We start from the raw sequence: 11423 nt of genomic DNA, 5'->3' as shown, positions 1-11423 counted from the left end.
GTCGGGCCAAATTCTGACTCGAGTTTACACCAATTGTGAGTTTTTCAACAATATCTGCGCATTGCTGTCATTGGGGAATCGCGCAGCATCGGTCAAAGTGGACTCCGAAGTAGACAGTCGCCGCACTCGGTGTGAGCGACTGCTATATGGGACGAAACAGCCGTTCGCTGCGTTTGCACCAATGTCCGTTCATCATGGCTCAACGGCTCAAAGTAGCATGGACATCTCGTGCCAAGTCATTCCTCCATGATCAGAGGTTGATGGATGAAGATAGCTGTAGCCAAATCTCTGATAAAGCGGGACGTGATGCTCTTTGCACATGAGGTAGATCGCGGATTTGTCCATATTCCTCATGCAGTCGACGAATTCAGTCATCAATGCCCGCGACAGGCCTGTTCCCTGATGCTCAGGATCAACAACGACGGACATAATAACAACATTTGGCGCGTCGGGGTCATGCCCCACAAGCTCCTTGAACTCCTCGTCTGACATTTCGACTTCATGGGCACATCCGCAATTGATAAAGCCAGCGATCTCGCCTCGTTCCTCAAGAATCAGGAAACCATCGGGATAGACCTCGATCCTCTTGGATATCTTTTCGAGGGTTGCTGCTTCGTCGCCTTCATAGGCAGCAGTTTCGATCTCAAAGCAACGCTGTGCGTCGGATTGTCGGGCATTTCGGAACTTGCTCATGCATTTACAATATGCGCGTTGGGTCAAGTTGCATAGTCGCCCTTGGTTGCGCTGACAGCATCCGGCAATTTGGGCTCTCACCGGCCCAATGCTTACGCGGCGATGCCGTTGCGGCGGGCTGACCGAGACCAGTCATCTGTGATTTTCGCCAGCCACATGAATTTTCTATGGCAAAACAGAGTAGCGAACCTTGGACAGCATTGAGCCGACCTTTGTGCGGCTGGCGGCGAATCTTGAAGGTGATCCCAAAGCGGAACTGGAAGTTTTCAGTGTCAACTTGAAGGATCAATTCACCAAGATCTAAGCGATTGTCAGCGTTGCTTTTTTGTGTTCGGCCGATACAAAAAAGCCAAGTTTTTCTCAAAGCAATATGGGGTTATGCCGAAGAAATGTTGCTTTTTCACAATGGCTTGATGATTTGAAGCCACCTTGAAAAACAAAGCCTCTGTGCCGACGGCAACGACAATCCAGACGAAATATCCCTTATCCGGTGTGCTTTCTCCCGCCCTGTACGTCATCTGAATAGAACCATTCGTCGGGATATGGATACCACCAGCCCGCCTCCTTCGCCTTCGGGTCAATCACGACCATCTTGGGCCGTCTGAAAGCCTCGAGGCCTTGAAGGCCTAGCGTGCGCCCAAGTCCGGAATTCTTGACGCCGCCAAAAGGCAAGGCATCGTTGTCCACTAGCGGGTTGTTGACCCAGACCATCCCCACCTGTAGTTCGTTCACCCCCCGAAATGCCTCGTCCAGGTCGCCGGTAAACAGGCATCCGCCAAGACCGAACTGTGACGCGTTGGCCAATTCAAGCGCTTGGTCAAAGTCGCTCACCCGAATGACCGAGGCGACTGGCCCAAAGACCTCTTCCTGAGTTAGCGCCATGTCCGTCGTCACGCCGGTTAGGATCGTTGGTGCGAAGAACCAACCCGGCCCGGCGTCATCCGGAATACCGCCTCCTACCTCGACCACCGCGCCTTTCTCAGTTGCATCGCGCACCAGACGCTCGACCTTGTTGCGCGCCTCCTTGGAGGCCAAAGGTCCGATTTCCGCCACCCCCATGCCGTCGCCGATGCGTAGTTTCCGGGTTCGGGCCACGAATTCATCGACAAAATCGTCGTACACGTCATCCACCACAAAAATCCGTTCAGACGATGTACAAACCTGGCCCGACTGCAAAAAAGCAGCGGTAACTGCCCCGGCAGCAGCGACCGCGATATCGGCATGTTTACTGACGATCAGTGGATCGCTTCCCCCAGCCTCGATCACTGCGGGTTTCAAGTTCTCTGCTGCGGCCACTGCGACTGCACGACCTGTCGGCACGGACCCTGTAAAGGCGACCACATGGGTTTTGGGGCTGGCAATCAGCTGTTTGCCCACGTCTGCCCCACCCGGCAGGCAAGCAATCAGGTCTTGGGGCAACGCCCGAAAAAACTCCATGAACGCCATCGTGCACAAAGTTCCTGCGGGTGAGGCTTTCAAAACTACACCGTTACCTGCCGCAAGTGATGCGGCCATCGACCAGCTGCCAAGAATGAGGGGGAAATTGTACGGAACCACATGCACGGACACCCCGTAGGGCTCGTATGTCTGATACTGAAAAGATCCGGTTTGCATCGTGCCGGCGATCTTGCCCGCGTCATTGCGCGCCATCTCGGCATAGTAGCGGAAAACCGGCGGGATGTTCGCAATCTCGCCAATCGATTCAGGGTAAGGTTTGCCCGTTTCCAATGTCATCAAGCGGGCGATCTCAGTCATATCGCCGCTTTCGATGTCGTTGGCGATCTGGTGCAATACCCGCGCGCGAGATTTGCAGTCCATCGCAGACCACCTCCTTTGCGCCGCATTGACCCGGTCCAGAACCTGGTTCACGATCTGCGGCGACGGCTCACCAAAAACCCCGACGGGCTGCAAGGTAGACGGGTTGACCAGAGTGGTCCCACCACCCTCCAATGGCACATGCTTGGGGTTGAGGTAGTAGGTAGATTTGAACGGGTCACGCATTGGGCAGCCCCCTTGTTTGACAGGCATTGCGCCGTTAGCGGATCATGTACACTTTCTTGACCGTCTCGTGGACAGTGCAAACGCCTTTCCAGTCCTGCGGAAAAAAGGCCGCCGTATCGGGCGTAATCTCAATTACCTCGCCGCTTTCATGGACATAGGTACAGCGGCCTTCCAGAAAGTGGCAGAACTCGTCCTTGGTGACGTGACATTCCCACTTACCGGGAGTGCAGACCCAAAGGCCGCATTCGGACTGGCCGTCAGGCCCCTTGTGGATCAGCTTTCCCGAGGTGCGGGATTGCCCTTCAATCATCGTCGGGATTACCCCCCAATCGACAAGATCAGTCTGCTGGAGCGGGTTTTGCATACGTGGCGTGGTCATGATTCAGGTTCGCGATCCGTTAGGTAGTAGGTGTTGCGCAGTGTTTCCTCGACCGTGCATTCCCCTACCCAACCGGCGGGGAATAGTACGGCCGTTCCGGGCGTAACTTCGATGCTTTCGCCTGCATCCGACCGATAGACCGCGCGGCCCTGCACAAAATAGCAGAACTCGTCACGCGGAATCGTTAGGCGCCAGCGCCCTGGAGTACAGACCCATGCGCCGATCTCCGGTCGGTTGTCAGGACCCTTGTGAACCAGCATACCCGATGAATGAGACTGGCCTTCGATCATGTCCGGCTGTAGCCCCCAGTCCGTGAGGTCGGTGCGAGTCGAGATTTCGGAAAGATGCGTGGCGCTGCTCATTCCGCGGCTTTCAGGATGTCGTCGAGAATGCCGGCTGCCTTGGTCGGGCCATGCCGTGACTGCATATGAGCAGAGGTTGCCGCCATCTTCGCCTGCATTCCTGGATCGTTGATACATTTGTCGAGGGCAATAGCCAATTCATCATCGGTCCAGTCGTATCGGTGAAACCCGAACCCGTGGCCAGTTTCCTGAACACGAGTGGCGTTATCGTGGCCGTCCCAGACATAGGGCATAATGATTGCCGCTTTGCCGAAATACAGGCACTCGGTGAACGAGTTGTTACCGCCATGATGTATCACCGCGTCAACCTGCGGAATTACCGAAGGCTGGGGATACCAACTTTGTATGTGCACGTTGTCAGGAGTTTCTGTGTATTCATCCATGTAATCCCCGACATTTACGAGCGCCCGGTAGGGCAGCCTGGAAATGGTCGAAATGATCCTTTTTAGCAGGTCGGTGTCGCCTGCACCAAGTGACCCGAAAGATACATAGAGAAGTGGTTTGTCATTGTTGGACTTAAACGTTGGCACCTCAAAGGATTCTTCTTCGCGTACGCAACCTTCAAGATACTGGAACCGGTTTGGGTCCAGCGGGTTCTGTCGTTCGTACTTTGCAGGCTCGGGATAAAGCAGAAGGTTCATTGTGGGCGACGCTTCGAAAAACTCTCCGATCGGATAGGCCTCTTCGTTGCATCTGGCCAGGAACGCATTGTAGTCGTCGTGGATCGGCTTGATCACCTCGTGGAATTTAGCCTCATAGGCCGCCATGCCCTCGCGGTCATCCACCCGGCAGCCTGACAAGTGCGGCGGCACAATCGGGTCAGGGATTTCGTTTTCGGAACATGAGATGATCCGCACCCACGGTACGCCGAACTGCTTGATAGCCGGGAACATAATGACATTATCCACGCAGATCATATCTGGTTTGATTTTTGCCAGTACATCGGGCAGATCTTTTTGCGCCCATTTTGCGCTGTCGACGATCGCCTCCCAGCAATCCTTGACGTAGTTATCGATCTGGTCAATCGGGGCTTTGCGAAAATTTGGGATGTGACCGTTGATGAAATCCTCCCAGAACTTTGCCATCGCCTCGGGTTCCATCGGCTCGGACAGGGCAACAGGATGCGCCTCAAACCCATAACCTTCATATACCTCGACAAAGCCGGGATCGCTTAGAAATACAGCCTTATGGCCCAGTTTCTCGCAGGCCTGCGCGATGCCAACCGAATTCAGCGCAGGGCCAAAGGCAGCTTCGGGGAAGAAGGCGATGGTTTTCTGTGACATTGTAGGTCTCCCGTTAGATATGGCTTAGCAGTTGGGTAGGATGCGGGAATGTTTCGCGTCCCATACGCAGTAGACATCCTGACCCGGCTGGATACATTCACGGTCGGCTTGGCCGGCTGGAACGCGGGCGGACAGGGTGCTCCTCCCGCCGCGAACACGCACATGCACACCCAGGTCTGACCCGTGATAGGCGACTTCTTCGACAGTGCCGGGAAGGCAGTTGCGCCCATCTTGAGGGGCGGTCTGCATCAGGCTGACCCGTTCCGGGCGCACAGCAATCGTGGCGGCACCGCGCAGCTCGGAAACGCCCCTCAGCATTCCCGCCCCGTCGACATCGACACCGCCATCCACGGCGTTACCATTCAGGAAGTTCATCACGCCGATAAAATCTGCAACAAAGCGCGATCCGGGGTGTTCGTAGAGCTCGTGAGGAGTACCGACCTGCGCCAGCTTACCATCATGCAAGACCGCGATCCGGTCGGCCATGACCAAGGCCTCTTCCTGGTCATGGGTCACAATTAGAAATGTAATCCCCACCTCGTGTTGCAACCGTTTGAGCTCCAGCTGCATCTCTTCTCGTAGTTTCTTGTCAAGAGCTGAAAGGGGCTCATCCAGCAACAGGACTTTTGGCCTTTTGACCAGCGCGCGCGCCAAAGCAACCCGCTGTCGCTGCCCACCAGAAAGCTGATCCGGCTTGCGCCCGGCAAACCCCGAAAGTTTCGCACTTTCCAGAACCTCAGCTACTCTCGTGGCAATTTCGTCCTTAGGCAATTTCTCCATTTCTAACCCATAGGCGATGTTTTTTTCGACGCTCATGTGCGGAAACAAGGCATAGGATTGGAACATCAGATTCAGGGGCCGCCTGCTGGGACGTATGTTTGTCACGTTCTGCCCGGCAACGATAACCTGTCCTTCCTGTGGCGTTTCGAAGCCCGCCAGCGTCCGCAATAGTGTGGTCTTGCCGCAGCCCGATGGGCCCAAAAGTGCAAAGAACTCGTTATCGCGAATATCCAGTGAAACATTGTCGATCGCGGTCACCAAACCGTATCGCTTGGTTATATTCCTGAGTTGAACCCCTTGGTTCATCGGCTGAAAACCTCTTTGTCGGTACGCTGTGCGAAGAAGACCAGCGTGAATGAAACGAACATGACGATGGTAGCCATCGCATTGATTTCCGGCGTGACGCCAAATCGGATCATTGCGTAAATCTGCATCGGCAACGTGGTCGAGGATTGCCCAGCACCGGCGGTAAAGAAGGCAATAATGAATTCGTCCACAGACAGGGTGAAAGACAACAGCGCCCCGGCGATAACCCCCGGCGCGATGGCGGGCAGCAGGATGCGGCGAAAGGTGGTGAATTCGCTGGCCCCAAGGTCGGCACTGGCCTCAAGTATCGAATGGTCGAAATTGCGCATCCGCGTACGCACCACGGCGACAACAAAGGCTATGTTAAATACGACATGGCTGAGGATGATCGAATGAAGCCCCAGCGTCATGTTGAGTAGGGTGAAAAAGGACAAGAGCGCGATGGCCAGAACTATGTCGGGGATGATCATCGGTGCGAACAGAACCGCGTCTAGAACTGAAGAATTATGCCGTGTCTCGACACCGACCGCCAAAAGCGTGCCGAATATTGTCGCCAGAACGGTCGAGATTAAGGCCACGATTAGCGTGTTGCGCGCCGCCGACAGTATTGGATCCGCGGTAAACAACTTGCCGTACCATTCCAACGAAAACCCGGTCCATACAGTTGGAAGTCCGGCCCGGTTAAAGCTTAACGCCATGAGCACAAGGATCGGCACATAGAGAAAGGTGTAAAACAAAACCAGGTGCAGCTTCAGGCCCATGTTGGATCGGTCCCGCATCAGTCCTGCCCTCTCTGTCCCGCTGCGCGATTGGCCAATACCGCCTGTGCGAACAAAAGCCCCATCATAATCGCAATCAGGAACATCGACAGCGTTGCTCCGAACGGCCAGTCGCGGGCGCTCAGGAACTGGTCATAGATCAGGTTTCCAACCATCTGAAGTCGCCCGCCACCAAGCAAATCGGGCGTAATGAAATTGCCGATCGACAATACAAAAACAAAGACACCACCTGCCGCAATGCCGGGAACGGTCTGTGGCAGTATCACCCGGTGGAAAGTGGTCCAAGCGGGAGCTCCAAGATCTTCCGAGGCTTCTATGGTTTCGACATTTATGCGGTTCAGCGACGAATAGATCGCCAGAACCACAAAGGGGGTGTAGTTGTAGACAAGCCCAACGATCACCGCGAAATTGTTATAAAGTAGAGACAGCGGCTCATCGATCAAGCCTGCCCCCTGGAGAGTATTATTGATCAAGCCCTCGCGGTTAAGCATCACGATCCAGGCGTAAGTGCGGATTAGGTAGTTGGACCAGAACGGCAGGATCACCAAGATCAGCAAACCGGTCTGCCAACGGCGCGGCGCCAGCGTGATGGCATAGGCCGCCGGATAGGCGATCAGGATCGCGATTATCGTGGTCAGAAATGCGATCTTGGCTGAGCGTAAGAAGATCCCGAGGTAAAGAGGATCGGTGGCCCGCACAAAATTCTCAAACGTAAAGACGTGGTCGATACCGCCATAGATACCGCGTTCAAAGAACGCATAGGTAAAAATAAGGCCACACGGCACCACCATAAGAAGCGCAAGCCAGCCCAGGCCCGGCCCCAGCAAGATCACCGATTTCAGTCGATTGGTCATATACTTGGCAATCTGTGGAGTGATGTCGTACAGGCCCGACCCTTTGTTCGGGTCGGGTTTTGCTCAGGGTTTGATCACTTACTGTGCGGCCATGATTTCGGTCACGGTCCGTGCAAAGGGTTTCTGGCCATTGCCGAGATCGCGCAACTGCTCGTACTTGGTAAGGTCTGCAGGCGACATTCCCATATTCGGGAAGGTTTCGATTAAGGACGGGTCCAGCGCCTCCATCGCAGCCTTGTTCGGCGTTTTGTAAAGGATATTGCTGGCAACCCAGACACCGACGTCCGCGCCCAAGACATAGTTCACAAAGGCATGCGCCGCATCTTTGTTTTCAGATGCATCCGCGATGACTAGCGCATCCACCCACAGATCCGATCCTTCTGATGGTATCGTGTACTTGATGTCCGCGTTTTCACCGATGCCGTAGTTGCACCAGCCATCCCAGGCGTGAACCATCGTTGCCTCGCCCGATACCAACTTCAGATAAAAAGTTGCGTCGTCGTAGGCCAGCAGATCCTGCTTCGCCGCAACCAGCAGGTCCTTTGCAGCCGCCAACGTCTCATCCGACGTATCGTTCAGCGACTTTCCGAGGGCTAGCGCAGCAGCCCCCATCAGCCAGCGATCCGTCGAGAGCATTGTCACTTTGCCTTTGAGGTCGTCAGAGGGTTTGAGCAGATCGTTCCACGAAGTTGGCTCTGGCATCAGGTCTGACCGGTAGCATAAGCCCGTCGTGCCCCAAGCGTATGGCATTGAATAGTTGTTGCCCGGATCATGGGCTAGTTCTTTAGCTTCGTCATACAGGTTAGAGGCATTCGGAACCTTGTCGTGGTCGATTGCAGCCACCAGCCCCAGGTTGTTTAACGCCTCGGCAAAAGGCGACGAGACGAAAAGAACGTCGTAGCCCTTTCCTCCACCGGCTACGACCTTGCCCATGATTTCTTCGTTAGTGCCATGCACCGAGAGCTCGGCCTCGATACCGGTTTCCATGGTGAAATTCTCCAGCAGGTCCGGCGGCATGTAGCCGTCCCAGTTCGAGATCACGATTTTTTCTGCTTGGGCCGCTCCGGCGAATGCGCTGAGTGCGCAGGCCGCCCCGGCGGTGAGCCAAGCAAATGGCAAACGGAACGAATTGGTGAACTTGTTGGTCATGTCTTCCTCCCTTGACATCCGCGCTCGCTTCTGGGGCGAGATATATGATGCAATCACGGTATTTTTTGATGAAATAAAACTCAACAATTTTTTGAATCATTTTTGTATGGCCCGGAGAAGCCATTTAAGATACCGTTTTTATTGTATATTAACTGAGTATGACGAAAGCCGTCTTCTTATGTCACCAAGCAAATACTTGAAACTTGCTCAAAAAATACTGGATGTTGCGATGGATCTCGATTTGCATCAGGGCGACAGACTGGTGGAAAAAACCCTTGCTGATTCGTGCAGCGTCTCTCGCACTCCGATTAGATCCGCATTGAGGCTGCTGGAAAAGGAGGGGATGGCACGCAAAGCGGCAGAAGGCGGGTTTGTCCTAGAATGCGAACCCGAAAAGGGGCATTCGATACTCAACCAGCATGCGGTCGGAGCAGGTGTGGATCTCGCTGGTGCCATCCTACGAGATCGCGGCGCCCGACGCCTGGACGGTGCCATCAATGTCACAGACCTGATCCGCAGATATTCGGTTTCCCGCAGCGCTGCACAGCGTGCGCTCGAAGCCCTCCTGGCCCAAGGCGTGATTCAGAAAGCCGAAGGTCAATCCTGGGTTTTTACGCGCATGCCGGGAGACCGCTCCGGACGAATAGAGAGCTACGAATTTCGTCTGATACTGGAACCGCAGGCCATTCTGTCCGACGGTTTCAAGTTGGACACCAAGCGCGCCGATCTGGTCCGCAGCCAGACCGAAGCGCTTCTGGCGCAGTCGGAAAACTCTTTCAATAGCCAGGATTTCCAGGACGCGGATCTTGCCTTTCACAAGCTCATCGCTCGATCGTCCGGAAACCAGTATCTAGCTTCTGTTCTCATGGCCCATCATGGGTTGCGCCACCTGCCAGGCGGATCATTCGGTATGATCGACTTTCGGATGAGGCAGGCGCTCGATGAACATCTGCGTATCCTTGATTTCATCGAACAGGATCATTTCGATCTTGCGGCGGATCAGATGAGGTTGCACTTGCGGCTTTCAATGCACCAAAGGCCCAGCGTCGCCAATCGTGGTGCTCCGGCGCTAGTCCAAGCAACCCGCGGGTCAATCCGGTGATTGAATGATGAACCGCAAGGAAGCACCCGTAATCGCGTTTTTCCCCGAAGCTAGTTTTGGGGCTGCACTGAATTGTGTGGGGATCGCCCAGGAACTGCGCGCAATGGGTGCACACCCCGTTTTCCTCACCCACGGTGGCTTTGGTGGCGTATTCGCAGATTACGGTTTTGACGAGTTCGCCGTCCCTGTTCAGTCAGAGTTGACAGAAGAGGAAACCCAGACCTACTGGCAGGAATTCCTGAGCCATCATCTGCCGCATTTTAACATGCATCCAACTGACCAACTGACCACCTATGTAGAGCCCGTTTGGAACGCAATCGTCGAGACAGCGGAATCGGTCGAACAGGGTTTGGAAACGGCGCTAGAGCGGATCAACCCAGATGTCGTCGTCCTCGACAACGTCATCATGTTCCCGGCCATCGTACGATCCGAGTGCCCATGGGTCAGGGTTATTTCTTGCGCGGAAACCGAGTTGCCAGACAACTGCCTACCGCCGTACCTGTCCGGTCTGCCGGCATCTGACGCTGCCGGGTGTGCGGCATTTCGAGACCAGTACTTGGAGACCCTTGGCCCAATTCATGCGCGCTACAACAAATTTCGCCAGGATAAGGGGCTTGAGCTATTGCCTGAAGGTGAGTTCCTAGAAACATCACCGCATCAAAACCTTCTTTTAGCGCCATCTATCATTCGCCATGATCGTGATCAGGTGCTGGACTCTGGACAATTCACCTTTCTCGAAGGCTGCGTTCGCCAGGAAGGTCCTTACCGTGTACCTCAAATGCCCCGTAACAACGGGCCTCTGGTGTACGTGAGTTTTGGCAGCCTCGGTGCAATGGATGTCTCATTCTTTGAAAGCCTGTTCGACGTATTCAAGACATTGGACATGCGTTTTCTGATCAATGTCGGCGCACAGATCGATGCCTATTCCAGAGTGCCGGACAATGTTCATCTGCAGGAATGGTTCCCGCAGCCTTCCGTGGTTGAACAATGCGATCTTTTTATTCACCACGGCGGCAACAACAGCTTTTGCGAAGCGCTGTATTTCGGGGTCCCGTCGCTAATCCTCCCCTATTGCTGGGACGGACATGACAACGCCCAGCGGGCAGTCGAAACCAGTGTCGGACTCAGGCTAAATCGATGGGATTGGACAACGGAGCAGTTGGAGAATGCGATTAACCAACTACTTGGGGATGCGGAGATGAAGTCCCGGCTGGCTGCGAACTCCGAGGTCATGCAGTTGAGAAAGTCGGTTCAGTTAGCTGCTCAGAAAATACTGGATTGTGTAAATCCTAATCGAATCTAGGATATTCCCGTCGGTCATCCGTTTTGTCATGAAGGATGGAAGGGTGCATCGCAATGATCTCTAAATCACTGAACCTAAAGTGTCGGTTTGGGCTCGAGACAGACGCTCGCTGAAATGTCGCGAGCGGCAGCAATGCGGGACGTTGCAGCCATCCGCATTTTTACTCCAAAGAACCGCAGTCAGCCCAAAGTGGGTGTTCAAGGAACCTTTTAAAGTGCCTTTTCAATGAACTTTGAAAAAAGCTCACCCTGCGAATTGATCCTAAGTTTCGCGTAAATGTTGCGTCTGTGGATGCGGACTGTGCCTGGAGAGATGCCGAGAATTGTGCCGACAGCTTCTGCCGAATGACCCTTCAACGTGAACTCAACGACTTCTCTTTCTCGTGGCGTCAGAACGCCATCGCCAAATGCCTGGAATGCTAGATCGACGCGA

12 protein-coding genes are annotated in these 11423 nt (G+C 54.4%); 2 read left to right on the top strand and 10 right to left on the bottom strand.

Going from position 1 to position 11423, the window contains the following annotated elements; all coding sequences use genetic code 11:
- Positions 1-207: 207 nt before the first annotated feature.
- The 9 genes from GOX73_RS20500 to GOX73_RS20460 form a co-directional block, all read right to left on the bottom strand.
- Positions 208-693 carry a GNAT family N-acetyltransferase gene (locus GOX73_RS20500; RefSeq protein WP_010442250.1) on the bottom strand — a complete coding sequence of 162 codons (486 nt, stop codon included), beginning with the start codon at positions 691-693 and terminating at the stop codon, positions 208-210.
- Positions 694-1176: 483 nt separating this feature from the next.
- Positions 1177-2694 carry an aldehyde dehydrogenase gene (locus GOX73_RS20495; protein ID WP_171135089.1) on the bottom strand — a complete coding sequence of 506 codons (1518 nt, stop codon included), beginning with the start codon at positions 2692-2694 and terminating at the stop codon, positions 1177-1179.
- A gap of 34 nt (positions 2695-2728) precedes the next feature.
- The gene (locus GOX73_RS20490; RefSeq protein ID WP_010442245.1) at positions 2729-3073 is read right to left on the bottom strand and encodes a cupin domain-containing protein; all 345 of its coding nucleotides are present in this window, start codon (positions 3071-3073) and stop codon (positions 2729-2731) included.
- Positions 3070-3435, bottom strand: a complete 366-nt coding sequence (locus GOX73_RS20485; protein WP_171126716.1) for a cupin domain-containing protein — start codon at positions 3433-3435, stop codon at positions 3070-3072. The genes GOX73_RS20490 and GOX73_RS20485 overlap by 4 nt, the downstream gene beginning before the upstream one ends.
- Positions 3432-4718 carry a glycosyltransferase gene (locus tag GOX73_RS20480; protein ID WP_171126717.1) on the bottom strand — a complete coding sequence of 429 codons (1287 nt, stop codon included), beginning with the start codon at positions 4716-4718 and terminating at the stop codon, positions 3432-3434. Before GOX73_RS20480 ends, GOX73_RS20485 begins: the two co-directional genes overlap by 4 nt.
- Positions 4719-4742: 24 nt before the next feature.
- Positions 4743-5804: an ABC transporter ATP-binding protein gene (locus GOX73_RS20475; RefSeq protein WP_171126718.1), complete on the bottom strand. Its 1062-nt coding sequence runs from the start codon at positions 5802-5804 to the stop codon at positions 4743-4745.
- The gene (locus tag GOX73_RS20470) at positions 5801-6583 is read right to left on the bottom strand and encodes an ABC transporter permease (protein WP_171126719.1); all 783 of its coding nucleotides are present in this window, start codon (positions 6581-6583) and stop codon (positions 5801-5803) included. The genes GOX73_RS20475 and GOX73_RS20470 overlap by 4 nt, the downstream gene beginning before the upstream one ends.
- The gene (locus tag GOX73_RS20465) at positions 6583-7437 is read right to left on the bottom strand and encodes an ABC transporter permease (RefSeq protein WP_010442240.1); all 855 of its coding nucleotides are present in this window, start codon (positions 7435-7437) and stop codon (positions 6583-6585) included. Before GOX73_RS20465 ends, GOX73_RS20470 begins: the two co-directional genes overlap by 1 nt.
- A gap of 78 nt (positions 7438-7515) precedes the next feature.
- Entirely contained in the window at positions 7516-8586 is a 1071-nt protein-coding gene (locus tag GOX73_RS20460; protein WP_010442239.1) for a spermidine/putrescine ABC transporter substrate-binding protein, read from the bottom strand.
- Between GOX73_RS20460 and GOX73_RS20455 the strand changes: the two genes are divergently transcribed.
- Positions 8570-9688: a GntR family transcriptional regulator gene (locus tag GOX73_RS20455; protein WP_139056611.1), complete on the top strand. Its 1119-nt coding sequence runs from the start codon at positions 8570-8572 to the stop codon at positions 9686-9688. The two genes, GOX73_RS20460 and GOX73_RS20455, sit on opposite strands and share 17 nt — an antisense overlap.
- A 4-nt stretch (positions 9689-9692) precedes the next feature.
- Positions 9693-10991 carry a glycosyltransferase gene (locus tag GOX73_RS20450; RefSeq protein WP_217351030.1) on the top strand — a complete coding sequence of 433 codons (1299 nt, stop codon included), beginning with the start codon at positions 9693-9695 and terminating at the stop codon, positions 10989-10991.
- A gap of 209 nt (positions 10992-11200) precedes the next feature.
- Here the strand turns inward: GOX73_RS20450 and GOX73_RS20445 are convergent.
- A partial coding sequence (locus tag GOX73_RS20445; protein ID WP_171135060.1) for a helix-turn-helix transcriptional regulator occupies positions 11201-11423 on the bottom strand: 223 nt, incomplete at its 5' end.

The sequence above is a fragment of the Ruegeria sp. HKCCD7221 genome (genome assembly GCF_013031225.1).
In the GTDB taxonomy this organism is placed as follows: domain Bacteria; phylum Pseudomonadota; class Alphaproteobacteria; order Rhodobacterales; family Rhodobacteraceae; genus Ruegeria.
Note: the sequence above shows the minus strand (reverse complement) of the source record. Positions and strands in the feature narration are given on the sequence as shown.

Coding starts and splice junctions, on each gene's coding strand:
- GOX73_RS20495 (WP_171135089.1), bottom strand. CDS start 2,694: ATGCGTGACCCGTTCAAATCTACCTACTACCTCAACCCCAAGCATGTG.
- GOX73_RS20500 (WP_010442250.1), bottom strand. CDS start 693: ATGAGCAAGTTCCGAAATGCCCGACAATCCGACGCACAGCGTTGCTTT.
- GOX73_RS20450 (WP_217351030.1), top strand. CDS start 9,693: ATGATGAACCGCAAGGAAGCACCCGTAATCGCGTTTTTCCCCGAAGCT.
- GOX73_RS20475 (WP_171126718.1), bottom strand. CDS start 5,804: ATGAACCAAGGGGTTCAACTCAGGAATATAACCAAGCGATACGGTTTG.
- GOX73_RS20460 (WP_010442239.1), bottom strand. CDS start 8,586: ATGACCAACAAGTTCACCAATTCGTTCCGTTTGCCATTTGCTTGGCTC.
- GOX73_RS20470 (WP_171126719.1), bottom strand. CDS start 6,583: ATGCGGGACCGATCCAACATGGGCCTGAAGCTGCACCTGGTTTTGTTT.
- GOX73_RS20490 (WP_010442245.1), bottom strand. CDS start 3,073: ATGACCACGCCACGTATGCAAAACCCGCTCCAGCAGACTGATCTTGTC.
- GOX73_RS20485 (WP_171126716.1), bottom strand. CDS start 3,435: ATGAGCAGCGCCACGCATCTTTCCGAAATCTCGACTCGCACCGACCTC.
- GOX73_RS20465 (WP_010442240.1), bottom strand. CDS start 7,437: ATGACCAATCGACTGAAATCGGTGATCTTGCTGGGGCCGGGCCTGGGC.
- GOX73_RS20480 (WP_171126717.1), bottom strand. CDS start 4,718: ATGTCACAGAAAACCATCGCCTTCTTCCCCGAAGCTGCCTTTGGCCCT.